Source organism: Paenibacillus sp. OSY-SE (assembly GCF_000283315.1).
Classification (GTDB): Bacteria; Bacillota; Bacilli; order Paenibacillales; family Paenibacillaceae; genus Paenibacillus_B; species Paenibacillus_B profundus.
Window position 1 is genome coordinate 1 of record NZ_ALKF01000176.1, and the last position, 19,283, is coordinate 19,283.

Genomic DNA, 19,283 nt, shown 5'->3' on the forward strand with positions numbered 1-19,283 from the left:
GGGGTTCCACGCGTACCCATCCCGAACACGACCGTTAAGCCCTCCAGCGCCGATGGTACTTGGACCGCAGGGTCCCGGGAGAGTAGGACGTTGCCAAGCAGACGAAATCCACTGACTCATGTCAGTGGATTTTTTGTATACAAGCACGCATCTGCTCCTGCTGTTACTTTCCCTTATAGGTGTGAAACAAAGGAAATCAACACTATTGCAGTTCATAAGGCAAAATAGACGCAATGGGCACGTTATATGTACTTTTGCAGGTAAGATCGTGTCCCCCAATCGTCGTATGAGTGAATCTTGTCTTTAGATAAGACCAACTTATCCTTTTTATTCGAAAGGGTATCAGTAAAATGCTGTCTATTCTTAGGTATATTATAGTAATTATGCATCTGCAGACCATCAAAATCTGAGAAACCTTCACAAATATGAAGTCTGGCAGTAGGCGGAACGTGCTAATTCTCATTTTTGCAGCCATTTTGGTTGAGTGAAAGAATGATACAGTGCGACCTTTCTCATACTAATTAGCAGTAATTTGATTTGTATACGTGGGGAGGACACTCTAGATTTTGAAAATTATTGAAAAGCATTGAAACATCCATTTCATTAAAAGCCACTTATTCTTGACAGCCTTATACCGCTTTGCTAAGATTGCAATAATATATTCAGAGAGATGACGTAAATCGGAGGACAAGCCCCGTCTCACAAGGGTTCGGCCGATGGATCGCCAATTTAAATCAAGGGAGGAACTTTCTGGTGTGGGAATCTAAGTTTGTAAAGGAAGGTTTAACATTTGACGATGTGCTGTTGGTGCCGCGTAAATCGAGTGTATTGCCACGAGAAACAGATGTATCGACACGCTTAAGCAGCAAAGTGAAGTTAAATATTCCTTTGATTAGCGCAGGTATGGACACGGTTACCGAGGCTCCGCTTGCCATCGCAATTGCACGTGAAGGCGGAATTGGTATTGTTCACAAAAATATGCCAATTGAACAGCAAGCCGAGGAAGTTGACCGCGTTAAGCGTTCGGAGAGTGGTGTCATTACCAATCCGTTCTCTTTGTCGCCTGAACATACGGTAGAAGAGGCTGATCGCTTGATGGCCAAATATCGTATTTCCGGTGTGCCGATTGTCGATGACAATTATAAGCTGGTCGGCATTTTAACGAACCGTGACCTTCGCTTCGTGCATGACTTCAGTATTCTCATTAAGGAAGTTATGACGCATGATAACTTAGTGACGGCAGCTGTCGGAACGACGCTCGAGGAAGCGGAAGTTATTTTGCAGCAGCACAAGATTGAGAAGCTGCCGCTGGTAGATGAGACGAACACGTTGAAAGGTCTCATTACCATTAAAGATATCGAAAAAGCGATTCAATACCCGAATGCAGCGAAAGACGAGCAAGGGCGTCTCCTGTGCGGCGCGGCGATAGGGATTTCGAAAGATACGTATGAGCGTGCAGAAGCGCTTGTTCAAGCGGGCGTGGACGTCATTGTCGTCGACTCGGCTCACGGCCATCATATCAACATTATTGAAGCCGTTCGCAAATTGCGCGGCTTATATCCAGAGTTGACGATTATCGCGGGCAACGTCGCAACAGGTGATGCGACTCGCGACTTGATCGAAGCTGGAGCGTCCGTCGTTAAAGTCGGTATCGGGCCAGGCTCCATCTGTACAACACGTGTCATTGCGGGTATTGGTGTGCCACAAGTTACGGCAGTGTACGATTGTGCAGCGGTAGCGCGTGAATACGGCATTCCGGTTATCGCAGACGGCGGCATCAAATATTCCGGTGATATAACGAAAGCTATTGCGGCAGGCGCAGGCGCAGTTATGCTTGGCAGCTTGTTCGCAGGTACAGAAGAGAGTCCAGGCGAATCCGAGATTTATCAAGGACGCCGCTTCAAGGTATACCGTGGGATGGGTTCCCTCGGCGCTATGAAGCAAGGAAGCAAGGATCGCTATTTCCAGGACAATGACAATGAGAAGAAGCTCGTTCCAGAAGGAATCGAGGGACGTGTTGCTTATAAAGGGCCGCTTGCCGATACGATTCATCAGCTTCTCGGTGGTCTTAGAGCGGGTATGGGTTACTGCGGAACGAATAATTTGCACGAATTGCAAAACGATACGTATTTCGTCAAAATTTCGGGTGCAGGTCTTCGGGAAAGCCATCCGCACGATGTGCAAATTACGAAGGAAGCTCCAAACTATTCCTTGTAACTTGAATCATTTCGTGCAGATTCGACAAAGAAAGGCAGGGTATTACAACCCTGTCTTTTTTTTGCGTGTCCCGCTATGTTAGAATAACTTCATGTGGGATAATACAGGAGAGGAGTTGTCGTGGTGTTGAAGCACAAACAAACATCTAGACGTACAACATGGAAACGAGCGGTCGCGATTGTTACCGCATGTCAAATATTAAGCTTTGCCTTACTGCCTTCAGCAGGAATGGTGGTTGCCGAAGCGGCAGCAACTGCAGCGAAAGGGGAACAAGCTGCAGCGAAGAAAGATGCCTCAGCTCCAGCTCCAAAAGCGACGGCGACGTCACTCGGTTTGGAAGTGACCTCTGCAATCTTAATGGAAGCCAGCACGGGACAAGTGCTTGTAGATATTGATTCGAACTCGCCTAAGCCTCCGGCAAGCATGACGAAGATGATGACTGAGTATATCGTTATGGAAAAGGTAGAGAACAAGGAGCTCAGTTGGGACGACGAGGTGACAACGCTTGAGCATGCTTCCCTGACTGAAGGTTCCCGTATTTTCTTGGCCCAGGGAGATAAGCATAAGGTACGCGATTTATACATCGCCATGGCGATTGGCTCTGCCAATGATGCCACCGTCGCGCTGGCAGAACACATTGCGGGATCGGAACCTGAATTCGTCAAGCTGATGAACGAAACGGCGAAGAGATTAGGCATGTCTACGGCGCATTTCATCAACTCCACTGGACTTGGAAGGAATGATATGCCCAAGGACTATCGTCCTGAAGGCACTGATGAGACGGTAATGTCTGCAATGGACGTCGCCAAGCTTGTGCGTGCTATTGTCGTCGATCATCCAGAATTCAGCGAGTTCACGACAATTCAATCGTTTAAGTTCCGCGAGCGGGATCAGACGCCGATAACGAACTTGAATTGGATGCTGGAAGCGAACAAAAATATTACGAACTTCAAGCGGTACGCCTATCAAGGATTAGATGGAATGAAGACGGGGTTCACTGATCAAGCCAAATACACCTTTGCGGGTACGGCAGTGCGTGATAACATGCGCCTAATCTCGGTCGTTATGGGGACAAGCTCGAAGAGCGAGCGTTTCGTGCAGACGCAGAAGCTGCTTGACCACGGCTTCACCAGCTATGAGGTGAAGAGCGTCGTGGCTCCGAAGAAAGTCGTCGCCGGCGTGGAGGAAGCGCCAATTAAGAAGGGCGTCAAGACGCAAGTTCCGATTGTAACCGAATCGGGCGTAGCGTTTGTTGTGCCGAAAGGTGCCAAGGTAGACGACAAGATTACGCATGCCGAGAAGCTAATCCCGGAAAATGAGTTGGTTGCTCCGATTAAAAACGGGCAAAAAGTCGGAACGATTACCTTTACGTATAAAGATAAAGATGTGGAACAGAAACAAACGGTCAACCTGATCGCGTCAGAGGATGTGGAGAAGGGAAGCTGGTGGCGTCTGTTTTTCCGCGCCATTGGGGACTTTTTTGTAGATTTGTTCAAATCGATTAAAAATTTGTTCTAATCTGCACGAATAAAGGCAATCTATTTGTCAATTCCGACAATATTGGTTGTCTATCCTATGGCGTATCATGTAAAATAAGTGAATGAACCTTGATTTGGCAGGTCGTGTCGTCTATAGGACGATGATTCGTATCGGTTAAGTAACGGCAAGTTAATATGAGTAATGGCAGGGGGCATACAAAGATGGAAACAGGTACAGCTCGAGTCAAACGTGGTATGGCGGAAATGCAAAAAGGCGGCGTCATTATGGACGTCATGAATGCAGAGCAAGCAAAGATTGCGGAAGCGGCCGGCGCAACAGCGGTTATGGCCTTGGAACGCGTTCCTTCGGATATCCGTGCGGCGGGCGGCGTAGCTCGTATGGCAGACCCGACCATCGTCGAAGAAGTGATGAAAGTCGTCTCCATTCCGGTTATGGCGAAAGCGCGAATTGGCCATTATGTAGAAGCGAAAGTACTGGAGTCGCTTGGCGTTGATTATATTGATGAGTCGGAAGTATTAACACCGGCGGATGAAGTGTTCCATATCGACAAAAATGAATTCACGATTCCGTTCGTATGCGGCGCGAAAGACTTGGGAGAAGCGCTTCGTCGTATCGGTGAAGGTGCGGCTATGCTCCGTACGAAAGGCGAGCCTGGCACAGGCAACATCGTAGAAGCGGTTCGTCATATGCGCCTGATCAACAGTCAGATCCGCAAAATCCAGAATTCGTCGAAGGACGAGCTGTATGCGGAAGCGAAAAATTTGGGCGTTTCCTATGATCTGCTGCTTCAAATTCATGAGGGCGGCAAGCTGCCGGTCGTTAATTTTGCAGCCGGCGGTATAGCAACACCATCGGACGCAGCGCTCATGATGCATTTGGGTGCGGACGGCGTATTTGTTGGCTCCGGTATTTTCAAATCGGACAGCCCAGAGAAGTTTGCACGCGCAATCGTGGAAGCAACGACGCATTATCAAGATTATGCCCTTATCGCGCAAGTATCGAAGAACTTGGGTACGCCGATGAAAGGGATTGAAATTTCAAAGCTGGCGCCGTCGGAGCGCATGCAAGACCGCGGCTGGTAAGACAGAAAGAAGGTCAATCACGGATGAACATCGGAGTGTTAGCCCTGCAGGGCGCTGTTGCAGAACATATGCGGAGCTTGGAAGAGGCAGGTGTCAAGGCGGTCGCCGTCAAGCGTCCGGAGCAGCTGGACGAGCTTCAGGGTCTTGTGATTCCCGGTGGTGAAAGCACGACGATCGGCAAGCTGATGCGCAAGTACGGCTTTATTGATGCGATTCGTGCCTTCTCGGCGCAAGGCAAGCCCATCTTCGGCACGTGTGCGGGTCTTATCGTCCTGGCTAACCATATTGAGAGTCAGCAAGGTCCGGAAGAGCCCCATTTGGGGCTGATGGACATGACGGTGCTGCGCAATGCCTTCGGACGCCAACGGGAGAGCTTTGAGACGGACCTGAATGTCCACGGCATAGATGAGCCGGTGCGAGCCGTGTTCATCCGTGCGCCGCTCATTAAAGCGGTGGGGGCTGATGTAGACGTATTGTGCGAAGTGAACGGCGAGATTGTAACGGCAAGACAGGGGCACCTGCTGGCTTGCTCGTTCCATCCGGAACTGACGGATGATGCTAATCTGCATCGTTACTTTGCCGAAATGGTTAAACAGCACCTGAACGTAGCAGGATAAGGAATAGCAAAACACCTTGACTCCGTTCCCCTTAAGGGTAGGGTTAAGGTGTTTTTATCGGAATACGATTGAAATTTGAAATGGCATAGATAGAAACGGTATGTCCTTGTCTCCAGAGAAAGGGCGGTTCAGCCGTTTCTGGCAGGAGGGACAGTCAGTGCTAGACATTAAGTTATTAAGAAACGAGTTCGGACGTGTGGAGCAAGCGCTGCAGAATCGGGGCAAGTCGCATGACATGATTGCTGGATTTCCTGAGCTTGACGCACGCCGCCGGGAGATGCTTCAAGAGACCGAGCAGTTGAAAAATCGGCGTAACGTCGTATCGCAGGACGTGGCGAAGAAAAAGAAAGCTGGGGAATCGGCTGACGACCTCATTATCGAAATGCGTGAAGTCGGCGATCATATTAAAGCGTTGGATGAAGACATCCGCTTGATTGAAGCGCAGATGGAAGAAATGACGCTAGCGATTCCGAATGTTCCCCATGAGAGCGTGCCTATCGGTCTGTCGGAAGATGACAATGTGGAAATCCGTCGCTGGAACGAACCGAGATCATTCGAGTTCGAAGCGAAGGCGCATTGGGATTTGGCACAGGACTTGGGCGTGTTGGACTTCGAGCGAGCAGGCAAGGTGACGGGCTCGCGCTTCGTATTCTACAAAGGAACGGGTGCGCGTCTAGAGCGTGCGCTAATTAGCTTCATGCTGGATGTGCATACGATGCAGCACGGCTATGAAGAAGTGCTTCCACCGCTTATTGTGAATCGTGACAGCTTGGTCGGCACTGGTCAGCTGCCGAAGTTCGAAGAGGATTTGTTCAAGCTGCAGGGCACGGATTATTATCTCATCCCAACGGCAGAAGTGCCGGTGACCAACTTGCATCGGGATGAAATTCTCAATCTGGAAGACGTTCCGCGTTATTATACGGCGTACAGTGCATGCTTCCGTTCTGAAGCGGGTGCTTCAGGAAGAGATACACGCGGCTTGATTCGTCAGCACCAGTTCAACAAGGTTGAGATGGTGAAGCTGGTGAAGCCAGAGGATTCGTATGCAGAGCTGGAATCGTTAACAGAACATGCCGAGAAAATTTTGCAGCTGCTAAAGCTCCCATACCGCGTAATGGCTCTCTGTGCAGGAGACCTTGGCTTCAGTTCAGCCAAAACGTTCGATCTTGAAGTGTGGCTGCCGAGCAGCGGCACCTACCGTGAGATTTCGTCGTGCTCCAACTTCGAAGATTTCCAAGCGCGCCGCGCTAACATTCGTTTCCGTCGCGATACGAAGTCGAAGCCGGAATTCGTGCATACGTTGAATGGCTCGGGCCTTGCTATCGGACGTACGGTTGCGGCTATTATGGAGAACTATCAGCAAGCAGACGGATCGATTGAGATTCCGGAAGTGCTCCGTCCTTACATGGGTGGCTTGGATGCCATTCATCAGAAGAAATAGGAAACAGTAATAGTTGCATAATAGACAGAATCATGATAGAATAATGACTGTTCGACTTTGCTTTCGGACAGTCATAGTTCGGAGAGGTACCGAAGCGGTCATAACGGGGCGGTCTTGAAAACCGTTAGGGTGCAAGCCCACGTGGGTTCGAATCCCACCCTCTCCGCCATTATACTTTGTAATTGGAACCCACATCTTTTTTGGATGTGGGTTTTTTGCTGCATAAAATAATGACCCCATCCGCAAACTGTTATTGAATAGTGGAGGTGTGGGTCTTATGAATAAGGAAGAGGCAGTGCAAGTCGATCAATCGCGACTCGTTAATGAATGGCAGCAGACGCTGCCGAGAAAGCTGGAACAGGGAGACAGAGCAACCGTCTTGCCAGACGGTGCGAACCCGCAAGGACTTCTTATCCATATCGATACCGCAGGCCGTCAAATGTACTCGTTCGACTTCCAGTGTGCCTATGTGGACTCCCGGGAAGTGGACTTGCAATTACTTGATGTCGAACGGGACGGCTTGCATGTGGATGAACGCACGCAGGTTATTCAGGAGCTGGCACAGAACTACATGCGGCATATTCATGAATGCGCACAAGAGTTGCACGATGTAACACACCATGGAGAATCATGACTCAGGAGGAATGAACATGACGAAAGCCAAAGGCCGCTTGGACAAAAACTTGAGCGGTGTGGTCAAAGATTTGGATGCGGCGCCCGTCAACAGTCATCAATCCCAGCAAATACAGCAGGATCGGAATGATCGCCGTCATCAGGATGCGTTGAATCATGACAAGCCAACTGATTTGGAGCATTTATAATACACTGTAGAGAGGAAGCGACGAAGTTATGAGCAAGTCGAAATCGGTTCCGGTACCAAGTGCGGCTAAGAATCAATCTAACCGCCATCACGCAGGCAATGAGCGCGGTGCAATGCAAGAACCGCTATCAGGTTCGAAGAAAGTGAAAAATGGCAACCACGTGCATCACAACAACCCGGAAGGGTGAGGAACGAACTGCACGGCACATCCTGAAATTTCTTTGATGAAGAGCATGGTTTTTTCCCGCGATATGGGGAAAGTTCCGCGCTCTTTAATTTTTTTACAGGAAAATTGATCCGTTAGGTCCATTCTTGCCTCTGAGTTCGGTATAATAATATTAGTAACAAAAAAGTAACTAAAGAGAGGTGAACGCGGTGACCAATCCCAAAAATGAACATGATCAATCAGATCGAAGCGTTTTATCACAGCACTCAGCCGAGATAGCTGCGGCTCAGGAGCAGAAAGTGATGGAGCAGGCCATTGAGCAGCTGACTGCGATAGAATCCGCAGCGATTGCGTCCGTACAACGTCAGCAGCATACGAGTATAGGGCTTTTGAAGCTACTGAAACGTATAATCTTTGTTAGTATTGGTGCCGTGCTGATGGGGGTGGGCCTGGAGCTGTTTCTTGTGCCGAATCAGATTACGGACGGCGGAGTGACGGGGATTTCCATTATTTTGTCACATATTGCAGGTGTTCCGCTTGGAGTATTTCTGTTCATTCTGAATCTGCCATTTCTCATTATGGGGTACAAGCAAATTGGCAAAACATTTGCCCTCACCACGCTGCTTGGAGTTGCAATTATGTCGTTAAGCACGGCGCTGCTGCATCCTGTAGCGGCATTTACAGAGAACACGTTTCTTGCAGCTGTATTCGGAGGGATTATTCTTGGAATCGGCGTAGGACTGGTCATTCGCTTTGGCGGATCGTTGGACGGTACGGAAATTGTGGCCATTTTGCTGAATAAAAGGACGCCTTTTTCTGTCGGCGAAATCGTCATGTTTTTCAACCTGTTCATTCTATCCAGCGCTGGATTCGTATTTGGATGGGACCGGGCAATGTACTCGCTTATTGCCTACTACGTCGCATTTAAGATGATTGACATTACATTGGAAGGTTTAAACGATTCCAAATCGGTCTGGATTATTAGCGACAATCATAAAGCGATTGGTGATGCGCTGTTGAGCCGCCTTGGCCGCGGGGTAACGTACATGCAGGGAGAAGGCGGATACTCGGGTGATGAGAAGAAAGTCATTTTTACTGTTATTACCCGGCTGGAGGAAGCCAAGCTGAAATCTATTGTGGAAGAGCATGATCCGCAAGCATTTCTGGCGATTGGCAACATCCATGATGTGAAGGGCGGGCGCTTCAAGAAGAAAGATATTCATTAGAGTGGGTATAAATAGGACGCATTGCGCATGTCAATGAGAATGTTCACTAAATATATTTCTAAGGAACTATATTCAAAATCATACGTATAGGTTAATATGTATTGGGTTAATTTAGACACCATTTAAATGGATAGGGGAGCTGAATTCAATGAACAGATGGATGAAGGGCGCGTTGGCCATGGTATTTGCCTTCGCCTTAATCATCACGGGTTGCGGTGCGAAGAGCAATCCGAAGGAAGCGGTAGAAGGCGCTTTTGGCAAGTCGCTCGAAATGAAATCATATTCTTTTAATAGTTCGATTAAAATTGATGATTTCTTAGTAAATGCAGCAAGCACCACAACGGATCCGAATGCGCAGATGGTAATAAGCATGCTGAAGAACGCCGAGTTGAGCGTGAACGGTGTCATGCAGCAGGAACCGCTGCAGATGGAAGCGAATCTGGAAGTTAACTTGAAGGGCGATATGGCATTAACCTTTACACTTCCAATCGTCATGAACCAAGATAAGATCTGGGTGAAGGTTCCTAATATTCCGACCCTTCCACTTCCGCAAGATCTAGTCGGCAAATTCATCGAAATGGATTTGAAACAGTTGGCTGAAGAGACAGGCGAGCCGCTTCCGACCGCAGCTGACATGAAGACGATGCAGAATTTCTCCAACGACTTGTTCAAAGCGATTGTAAGCAAATTCGATGAGAAGACATTCTTCTCGAAGGTAGACAAGAAAGATGCTGGTTTGCCGGATACAGTAAAAGCAAAGGAAATTGTGAAGTTCAACGTAACGAATGAGAGCTTTGATCAATTCATGACAACCTTTGTAAAGGACGCAGTTCCAGCTTTGACAGAAGTGGTGAGCAAAGAAGAATATCGCAAGCTGCTTAAATTGGAACAATCTGATATTGATGCGATGAAGAAAGATCTTCAGTCTGATGATAACGAGCTGAAGAAGGGCATCGAGGAAATCAAGAAAACGATGAAGATTAACGAGTTCAGCATGACGACGGCGATTGATAAAGATCAATTCCCTGCGTATCAGCAAATCGTGGCGAACCTTGAGTTTACAGAGGACGGCCAGCAGGCGAAAGTAGCTGCTCGCATTACAAACGAATACACGAACATTAATGGAAAAGCGGATTTCAAAATCGGCATTCCAACAGATGTGGTAACAATGGATCAACTGCAACAAATGTTCGGCGGATATTAATATCGTCGTCAAAAACCGACCCTCCAAGAGGGTCGGTTTTTTGTCGTTGTTGATGTGACAGGGCATGTACGCTTTCTCTAGGGTGATCCCATGACATTGTACCCCAGCATACAAAAAACTACATCTTTTGCCTTTGAAATCCTTGAAAACAGCGCTTACATGGATTTAATACAACGTTCCTTTAGTTTGTACACTATCTATTCCTTGAATAATGGAGCACAATGAATTAAAGCGTTTACATAACAAAAAAGGAGTTAGAATTCACATGAAGAAGAAGCATACGCCATGGAAAGTCTTGCTCGCAACAACACTCCTCTGCAGCTCTTTGACTGCATTTGCTCCAAATGCTTTTGCCGAACAACCGTATTCACCGTATTGGTTCCCCCAAGAACTGAAGCAATGGGAGCCTGGCGAAAACAAGGATGATATATTCAACAAATCAAGCATTCCGCTCGCAGATCGCTTTAAAGGCAAGCCCGTCAATGGAACGGCGTCGCCGGACCGCAGCGTCACTCATTTGGCTAGTATGCAAGCGCATACAATCGGGTTCCCTTCCCAAGGATCAGATGACTTTCACGCGTACGCATTCGGGTATTGGCAGTACATTGATCAGTACGTTGCATGGGGCGGTTCTGCCAAGCAAGGTATCATTGTAGCACCAAGCGCCGACATCATCGATGCCGCGCATAAGAACGGCGTTCCGGTGCTCGGCACCATATTCTTCCCGCCGAACGCTTACGGCGGCGATATCGAGTGGCTGCGTGAAGTCGTTCAAGAAGAGAATGGCCGCTTTCCGATTGCGGACAAATTAATTCAAGCCGCTGAATATTACGGATTTGACGGATGGTTCATCAATCAAGAGACGCATGATGGGACCGAGGAAGATGCCGCTAAAGTCCAGAAATTCATGAAATATTTCCAAGAACATAAACCTGCGAACATGAAGCTGCTCTGGTACGATTCGATGGTCAAAGACGGTAATGTCAGTTGGCAGGATGCTCTGAATGAGAAGAACGAATCGTTCTTGCAGGACGGCAGCCAACGCGTGTCCGACAACATGTTCGTCAACTTCAACTGGTTCAAGAAAGGCACTGTCGCCAGCTCCATTGACAAAGCCCAGCAATTGGGTCGCCAGCCTCAAGACCTGCTGTTCGGCATCGACGAGCAAGCAAGCGGCTTCAACCCGAACTGGAACAAGCTGTTCGAACAGAGCAAGGACGCTTCTGTGGGCTTGTACCGTCAAGACTGGACGACGTTCCATAACTCGGAGGATTCGGAAGATTTCTATAACAAAGAGAGAATGTATTGGGTTGGCTTGAACGGCACGCCAGAACGTCCGGTCAAGGACGGCAAGGATTGGAAAGGCGTCTCTAATTACATAGCGGAAAAATCCGTCGTCAACGACATGCCATTCGTGACGCACTTCAACACGGGTCATGGCAAGCAGTTCACTGTTCAAGGCGACGTCGTGTCCAACAAGACATGGAACAACTTGAGTCTGCAGGACATTATGCCGACATGGCGCTGGATTACGAAGAGCGACGGCGACCCGCTGAAAGCGGGCTTCGACTTTGACCGCGCATATTACGGAGGAAGCTCATTGAAGCTTGAAGGACATCTGTCGCCACAGAACAGCACGACTGCGAAGCTGTACGCTGCAGACTTGACGGTAAGTGAGCCTACTGTCGTATCCGCAACCTATTTTTCAAATGCGAGCAATTTCGACGTGAAGCTTGGACTCACCTTCAAAGATCAACTGAATGATGTCGTCCTTGTCGATCCGGAAGGCATTGCAGATAGTACACTAGCCGTTCAGCGGACTGTTACGGCTGCGACTTATCGCCAAGTTTCTGATCTAGCTGCCAGACACGCTGCGGACACGTTAACAGCGACAACACCAGCAACTGATATGGAACACACTGCTTCCGTAACGGACAGCGTGTACAAGCCAGGACAATGGAATACGATGAAGTTCTCATTGAAACCTTTTGCAGGGCGTGAAATTTCCGAGGTGTCCCTATATGTAGGCAGCAAGCAGGACATTGCTGATTTCTCCGTCAACATTGGTGAATTGTCCGTGTATAACGAATCGAAGCAAGCTGTTCTTCCGGGTGTGACGAACTTATCCGTTATCGACAACGAAGTGAAGGAAGGCATTTATAGCGATATTCGCTTATCTTGGGACAAATTGTCCGGTGATGTGCACCACTATGAAGTGTACCGGGTGAATCAGGACGGTTCGAAGGCGTTCTTAGGCGCGACGCCGAATTCAGCATACTACGTATCGAACATTCGCCGCGAAGGCAAAGAATCGCATTCAACGCTCCAAGTCGTTGCAGTTAGCCCGCAATTCACACGTGGCGAGTCAACTCGAATGAACATGGAATGGCCGGCTTATCCGAAGCCTAGTGCTGACTTCACGGCAGAGCATGTCATTGTCGAGCCAGGCGAAGCTGTGAAGTTCATCGATAAGTCTTCCGAAGTAACGGAAGTTCGCAGTTGGGAATTTCCAGGCGGTACACCTTCGTCCAGCACGGATGCGAACCCCGTGGTCGTGTATGACAAGGAAGGAACGTATCCAGTTATCTTGACCGTCAAAAATAGCGAGGGCGAAGACGTGAAGCGACAAGAGCAATTCATCCGCGTCACTCGAGATGAAGTTGCGCTGGCTCGCAACTTGGCGCTCGGCAAGAAGGTTACCGCAAGCAGCTTCGTCAGTGACGGTGAAGCGCCGAAATTCGCTGTAGACGGCAAAGTGACAGACAACAGTAAATGGTGTGCCGTATATACGACGAAGGACAAGTTCCCTCACTGGATGGTCGTGGATTTAGGAAAAGAATCGAAGCTGAGCAAATTTGTCATTCATCACGCAGAAAGCGGTGGCGAAGGTCCATCCTTGAATACACGAGGATTCAAGATTCAACTCAGCAATGATGGGGAGAATTGGACGGATGCGGTCACGGTGACGGATAACAGTTCGGCTGTATCCACACATCAGATTCCGCTGACAAATGCGCGTTACGTAAAGCTGATTACGACGCAACCGTCTCAAACCAGGGCAGACGTTGCTGCGCGCATTTATGAATTCGAAGCTCATGGCGTCTATGCGAAGACAACAGACGGCGATGGCAACTTGGGCGACAACGGTTCAAGCGATAACGAAAATAGCAGCAACAGCGGTTCAAGCGACAACGGAGACAGCAGCAACAGCAGCTATGACAGCACATCGTCTACGACCGTTACGCCGACACCGGATACGACAACTGACAAATCCGGTGACAAACCCGGAGACAATACAACAGGCGATAAAGATACAAATGATACAAAGCAGCCTGTTACATTTACTGATTTGAACGGACACTGGGCACAGGACGCGATTCAACGTCTGGCTAAAGAGCAGGTTATCACTGCTTATCCAGATGGCACGTTCAAGCCGCAGCGAAGCATGACGCGTGCGGAAGCGGCAGCCATGTTCGCGCGAGCGCTGCAATTGAACCCGGGCCAAGCAAGCGCTATCCAATTTGCCGATGTGACTGGAGATTATTGGGCAAAAGGGTTTATCGAAGCCGCAGCGCAGCAAGGCATCATCGTGGGCAATGATGCGAAGCAGTTCAAACCGAACGATTCGATTACACGCGAAGAACTGTCCGTGATGATCGTTCGCGCACTGAAGCTGACCGACGGCGCGCAAGTATTAACGTTTACAGACCGTGATGCCGTAGCACCGTGGGCACACGAAGCAGTGAAGATCGCAGCAGGCCATAATCTCGTGAAGGGCTATCCGGACGGAACCTTCCAACCGAAGCAATCCGTCAGCCGGGCTGAAGCGGCCCTTGTGATGAACCGTGTTATGGATAAGATGAAATAGTATGTGTTTCAATATAAGCCGCCTCCCGGGCCATCTACTGACTCGGGGGCGACTTTTTTTATTATTCTAATCTGAATCTTAACCTTCGGCATTCAGGAGCGGCAGTGAGGCAATGACATTTGACTCGGCTGTGTCGTAGATAAGATAGTGGATTCAGGAAGAGGGAGCGTTTACTCCTTTTTACGCAGACGGCGAAAAAACTGGGTCAGCATCGCCGCGCATTCGTCACGCAGTATGCCATCGATCACGTCCGCACGATGATTGAAACGGGACTCCTGCAGCAGATTCATAAGCGTTCCTGCGCACCCTGCCTTCGGATCAGTCGTCCCGTAGACGACACGTGGAACGCGTGACTGCACGATGGCTCCCGCGCACATCGGACACGGCTCCAAAGTTACGTATAATGTGCAATCGAGCAGGCGCCATGCCTGCAAGGCTTCGCTCGCTTGTCTTATGGCAATCATCTCGGCGTGGGCAGTGGAATCAAGCGTCGTCTCGCGCAGATTGTAGCCACGCCCTATGACGTCATCTCCGTGGACGACGATAGCGCCAATAGGAACCTCACCGATGGCTTCGGCTTTCTTCGCTTCTTCCATTGCGATACGCATCCAATGCTCGTGCTGCTTCATATCTTGCGGTTCAAGTGGTTGCATGTTCAAGCCAAAAACTTCCTTTCTTGGACAACGTTTCAGACTCGGCTAGAGGGTAGACGCCGAGGTGTGCAAAAGTCTAATCGTTATTCCCCGAACAAATATTCGTTGTTAACACTCTGTGTACAAGTATGTGGATAAGTATATATTTACTCACACTATTATACACATATTATCCATAACTGTTCACATTATGTGAATAAGTTGTTGATAACTATTTTTTGGCGCATAATCATACTCTGAACGCTACAATTATACTCTCATCCAGCAGTATTATCCAAAAACGATAGACAAATCGCTGCAAATTAAGATATGATTCGTAGAGAAGCTACAAATAAATACAACATTTGTCAGGAATATTCGTCATTATGAACAGGCGATAAGATAGACCTGATAGAGGTGAAGCATGCGACTTTCAATCAAAGCCAAGTTATCCATCTCCATATCCATCATTGTACTCGTTGTTCTTCTGCTTCATATGGTCCTCACCTACAATGTCACCAAGGACAAGCTTATCGAAGAAATACAGCAGCGTATGAACGTAATTGCACAGCAAATCAATGTATCCGTTCAGCAATCTCGATTGACCGCCAAGTCATTTGAAGTACAGCTAGCAGAAAAGCTGAAAATGGCTTCCATGTATGCAGCGGGTAAACTCCCTCCCCGTATCGACCAAGTATCAAATGAGCAACTACAGTCGATCTGTAAAGACCTAGGCATCTCCCATATGTCTTTGCTTCGTGCGGTGCCTGACAGCAGCGATATTATTATAGAGCGTTCTTCGGATCCGAGCGAAATCGGGATGTCCACAAAAAAATGGGGATACTGGCATACAGCATTTCAACAGCTGCTTGAGGCGCAACAAGTGTCGATTGCAAAAGGAGAGAAGCTGAAGAATTTCTGGTCCGGTCCATTTGATGTATCCACGTCCAACCCGAATCATATTGATAAATGGGGCTACTATTACGATGGCAAGCGGGATTATATCATTAATCCTTATATCCGCGATGATCGAGTGGATACGTTTCTTGAACTGACCAAGCCGGATAATCTAATCGAGCGGACGGTCAAGACCCAAGCGAGCGTCATTGAAATCGCTGCGCTCAACCCGGAAACATTCGACAGACCGCCGAAATTGACCGTGCGTCACGACGGCATTCAATTTGTTCGTCAGCAGGACAGTGCAGTGCTATATGGGAGCTATAATCTAAAGCATGGCCATGACAAGCAGTATGTGGATGAAGCGCTGGAGCAAGCGAAGCCGTTGTTCTACGAAGGACAGTTCGGTAACAGGACTATCATTAAAGGGTTCATCCCGATCCACGCTGAGAAGCCATATGTGTTGAATATTGCGATGGATTCCGATTCGCTCATGGCGACGCTGCATGATCAATTGATGCGGAATATCGCGATAGGCGTCGTACTGTTGGAGATCGTTCTCATTAGCAGTTATATATTGTCTGGAATGCTGATTCGTCCGATTCAATCAATATTAAATAAAGTAAATATGATATCGGTCGGTCATTTTCATACGAAATTGAACATTGAGCGCAAGGACGAGCTCGGACTTCTTGCACAGCGGATTAACTCGATGGCACGTAATCTGGATATGTCCACCGAACGGCTGCGGACATTGTATGAGGAGAACCGGGCGATGAAGGAGCATCTGGAGTCGTTCATCAACCAATCGAAAGATGCGATTCATGTGACGAACTTGCATGGACAAATCGAACGTGTCAATCAAGCGTTTGTCGATATGTACGGGTGGACGACAGACGAGGTAATCGGCAGTTCGCTGCCCAATATACCTGAGCACTTGCGAGACGAAGAACGCAAGATCGAAGAGTCGCTGCAGGCGGGTGATCCCGTAAGTATCAGAGAGACGACGAGGCTTACGAAGGATGGGCACCTGCTCGATGTGAGTGTCAGCACGTCGCCAATTTATGACGAAGCGGGTGAATGCATCGCTTGGGCGAGCATTACACGGGATATGACGAACCGTAAGCGGATGGAAGAGCTGCTCAGACGCTCCGAGAAGCTGACGACAGTCGGGCAATTGGCAGCGGGCGTCGCGCACGAAATCCGCAACCCGTTGACGACGCTGCGCGGATTTTTACAGCTGCAGCAGCAGACGAAGCGGATGAACGACGGGCACGTGGATATGATGCTGTCGGAATTGGACCGGATTAATCTCATCGTCAGTGAATTTCTCATTTTAGCGAAGCCGCAAGCAGTAAGCTTCCAGGCGAAGGATGTTCGTATCATATTGCAGGAGGTTCTTTCTCTATTAGACAGTCAAGCGCACTTGTATAACATTGAATTCGTGAAGCATTTCGATCAGGAAATTCCGTTGGTTAATTGTGAAGAGAATCAGCTTAAGCAGGTGTTCATCAACATTATTAAGAACGGAATGGAGGCAACGCCGAGCGAAGGGGAGATCGAGCTGCGCGTAGAGGCTCGGGGAACCAATGAGGTGGTCATTATCATTAAAGATTATGGCATTGGCATACCAGCAGATCACCTGGCTCGTCTGGGTGATCCGTTCTTTACCAACAAAGAACAGGGAACTGGTCTTGGCTTAATGGTCAGTCAACGCATCATTCATAATCATCGGGGAACAATGGACATTACGAGTGAGCTGAATCAGGGGACAGAAGTAACGATTGCACTCCCGGCAGTGGAAGTTGTGGAAGATCAGAAGACGTCGTGCCCGCTTCTACGGAGTGGAGCTCCAATGTAAACAAATACAGGGTGCCCTGCCGTACACGATAATGATTTTATCGCATACGTGCAGGGCACCCTTATATGGAAATGCATGCATACATTGAGTTAGTTTCCGGCCGATTCGTTTTCGGAACCAGCGCCGCTTTCGCCGCTTCCTCCGGGAGCCTGCTTGTCCGTAAATTTGCGCAGTACAGATACCTCGACGCGGCGGTTCTTCGCCTTGCCTTCTTCCGTGGCATTGTCTGCAACCGGATGATATTCGCCCATCCCCACGGCCTTGAACAGCTTAGGGTCGATACTCGAACGCTCCAGCACGACCTTCATAAAGCTGAGCGCCCGCGCTGAGCTCAGATCCCAGTTGGACTCAAAGCGGCTGTTCCGTATTGGACGATTGTCGGTGTGACCACTAATTACTATCTCATATCCTTGATACTGCTTCAGCATATCTCCAATAGTGAGGGCGAGTTGCTTCGAATCCTTCTTCAAGCTAGCTTTCCCCGAATCATAGAGCGCGCTATCCTTAATCGTGATCTTCAGCTCCGAATGATTCAGCTTCGTGTTGAGCTGGTCGGACAATCCGTTGCTGGCAATATAATTGTTCAACTTGCTTTGAAGTTGTTCCAGCTGCTCCTGCTCATGCTTTGCTTGCTGCATATATTGGTCCTGCTCGCGACTGCGTGATTTGGATGGGCTAGGCTCGAATTCCCCTGATCGTGAGCTATCGGACCGAATGACGGCCGTTTCATCCAATACCCCTACTCCGCCGTTGAAGGCGACGCTGAATGCTTGGCTCATCTGCTCGAACTTCTTCGCATCAACCGCGCTCATGCCGTATAACACGATGAATAGTGCAAGCAGCAGTGTTAAAATGTCGGCATACGGGATAAGCCAAGATTCGTCGGCATGCTCTTCGTGTGGTTGGCTGCGCTTCTTACTCATTGCGAGCCGCCTCCTTTAACCCCATTTCAGCACGTTCCTTCGGAGTCAAGAAGACAGACAGCTTCTGGTTAATGGCAATGGTCGATACTCCCGATTGAATCGACAACAATCCTTCTACCATCATGAGACGAATTTCGATTTCACCGTGTGACAGGCGCTTCAGCTTATTAGCAATCGGGTGCCACAGCACATAACCGGAGAATATCCCCATCAGCGTTGCGACGAAAGCCGCTGCGATGGCCTTGGTCAAATGCTCCATCTCGGACATGTTCCCCAGAGCGGCGATAAGTCCGATAACGGCGCCCAACACCCCAAGCGTCGGCGCGTACGTTCCGGCCTGGGAGAATATCAAAGCTCCCGCGCGGTGACGTTCTTCTGTTTCGTGAATATCCTCCATCAATACATCCCGAACAAAATCTTGGTCGTTACCGTCAATAATCATTCGCATTCCATTGCGAAGGAATTCATCGGGAATATCGTCAATATGCGACTCCAGCGCCAGCAAGCCTTCGCGGCGGGTAATGCTGGCCCATTCCATAAACATTTGAATCAGTTGAACCCGGTTGATAAGCTCCTGCTTCTTGAATATCAGGCCGAAGAGCTTCGGAAATTTCTTAATTTCTTTCATCGGGAAAGCGATGAAAAGCGAAGCCGCTGTACCGACGAAAATAATCATAATAGCGGCGGGATTGACGAGGCTTGTTAGAGGAGCCCCTTTGAAATACATCCCAAGCGTAACGGAGACGATACCGAGAATTAGACCAATAATAGTAGACAGTTCCATGTTTCCCTACACACCTCATCCATGAGTATAATGTGCTTCCTGCGT

The 19,283-nt window shown here is 48.8% G+C and carries 15 protein-coding genes, 1 tRNA gene and 1 rRNA gene; 14 read left to right on the plus strand and 3 right to left on the minus strand.

Annotated features, from left to right (window positions below):
* From rrf to A372_RS35445, 13 genes are all read left to right on the plus strand, one after another.
* Positions 1-99: ribosomal RNA gene (rrf, locus tag A372_RS35440) — 5S ribosomal RNA — on the plus strand; the annotation flags it as partial.
* 654 nt (positions 100-753) lie between these two features.
* Entirely contained in the window at positions 754-2,217 is a 1,464-nt protein-coding gene (guaB, locus tag A372_RS0112225) for an IMP dehydrogenase (RefSeq protein ID WP_019421137.1), read from the plus strand.
* Positions 2,218-2,337: 120 nt separating this feature from the next.
* The gene (locus tag A372_RS0112230) at positions 2,338-3,735 is read left to right on the plus strand and encodes a serine hydrolase (RefSeq protein ID WP_019421138.1); all 1,398 of its coding nucleotides are present in this window, start codon (positions 2,338-2,340) and stop codon (positions 3,733-3,735) included.
* Between the two features lie 182 nt (positions 3,736-3,917).
* The gene (pdxS, locus tag A372_RS0112235) at positions 3,918-4,799 is read left to right on the plus strand and encodes a pyridoxal 5'-phosphate synthase lyase subunit PdxS (RefSeq protein WP_019421139.1); all 882 of its coding nucleotides are present in this window, start codon (positions 3,918-3,920) and stop codon (positions 4,797-4,799) included.
* A 23-nt stretch (positions 4,800-4,822) separates the two neighbouring features.
* Positions 4,823-5,416, plus strand: a complete 594-nt coding sequence (gene pdxT, locus A372_RS0112240; RefSeq protein WP_019421140.1) for a pyridoxal 5'-phosphate synthase glutaminase subunit PdxT — start codon at positions 4,823-4,825, stop codon at positions 5,414-5,416.
* Between the two features lie 157 nt (positions 5,417-5,573).
* Positions 5,574-6,857, plus strand: coding sequence for a serine--tRNA ligase (gene serS, locus A372_RS0112245; protein WP_019421141.1), 1,284 nt, complete (start codon positions 5,574-5,576; stop codon positions 6,855-6,857).
* A gap of 80 nt (positions 6,858-6,937) precedes the next feature.
* Positions 6,938-7,026: transfer RNA gene (locus tag A372_RS0112250), tRNA-Ser, on the plus strand.
* Positions 7,027-7,134: 108 nt separating this feature from the next.
* Positions 7,135-7,491, plus strand: a complete 357-nt coding sequence (locus A372_RS0112255) for a hypothetical protein (protein WP_019421142.1) — start codon at positions 7,135-7,137, stop codon at positions 7,489-7,491.
* Between the two features lie 16 nt (positions 7,492-7,507).
* A complete protein-coding gene (locus A372_RS37940; protein WP_019421143.1) occupies positions 7,508-7,678 on the plus strand; it encodes a hypothetical protein in 171 nt (56 codons plus the stop codon).
* 28 nt (positions 7,679-7,706) lie between these two features.
* Positions 7,707-7,865, plus strand: a complete 159-nt coding sequence (locus tag A372_RS0112265; RefSeq protein ID WP_019421144.1) for a small acid-soluble spore protein P — start codon at positions 7,707-7,709, stop codon at positions 7,863-7,865.
* A gap of 280 nt (positions 7,866-8,145) precedes the next feature.
* Positions 8,146-9,069: a YitT family protein gene (locus A372_RS0112270; RefSeq protein WP_019421145.1), complete on the plus strand. Its 924-nt coding sequence runs from the start codon at positions 8,146-8,148 to the stop codon at positions 9,067-9,069.
* A 148-nt stretch (positions 9,070-9,217) separates the two neighbouring features.
* Positions 9,218-10,273: a DUF6612 family protein gene (locus tag A372_RS0112275; protein ID WP_019421146.1), complete on the plus strand. Its 1,056-nt coding sequence runs from the start codon at positions 9,218-9,220 to the stop codon at positions 10,271-10,273.
* A 265-nt stretch (positions 10,274-10,538) separates the two neighbouring features.
* The gene (locus A372_RS35445; RefSeq protein ID WP_019421147.1) at positions 10,539-14,141 is read left to right on the plus strand and encodes an endo-beta-N-acetylglucosaminidase; all 3,603 of its coding nucleotides are present in this window, start codon (positions 10,539-10,541) and stop codon (positions 14,139-14,141) included.
* Positions 14,142-14,311: 170 nt separating this feature from the next.
* Here A372_RS35445 and tadA read toward each other — a convergent pair whose 3' ends face one another.
* Positions 14,312-14,794: a tRNA adenosine(34) deaminase TadA gene (tadA, locus tag A372_RS0112285; RefSeq protein WP_036704050.1), complete on the minus strand. Its 483-nt coding sequence runs from the start codon at positions 14,792-14,794 to the stop codon at positions 14,312-14,314.
* A gap of 403 nt (positions 14,795-15,197) precedes the next feature.
* Between tadA and A372_RS0112290 the strand changes: the two genes are divergently transcribed.
* Entirely contained in the window at positions 15,198-17,531 is a 2,334-nt protein-coding gene (locus A372_RS0112290; RefSeq protein WP_019421149.1) for an ATP-binding protein, read from the plus strand.
* A gap of 89 nt (positions 17,532-17,620) precedes the next feature.
* Here the strand turns inward: A372_RS0112290 and motB are convergent, their stop codons facing one another.
* Positions 17,621-18,454, minus strand: coding sequence for a flagellar motor protein MotB (motB, locus tag A372_RS0112295; protein ID WP_019421150.1), 834 nt, complete (start codon positions 18,452-18,454; stop codon positions 17,621-17,623).
* A complete protein-coding gene (gene motA, locus A372_RS0112300; protein WP_019421151.1) occupies positions 18,447-19,238 on the minus strand; it encodes a flagellar motor stator protein MotA in 792 nt (263 codons plus the stop codon). Before motA ends, motB begins: the two co-directional genes overlap by 8 nt.
* Between the last annotated feature and the right edge of the window lie 45 nt (positions 19,239-19,283).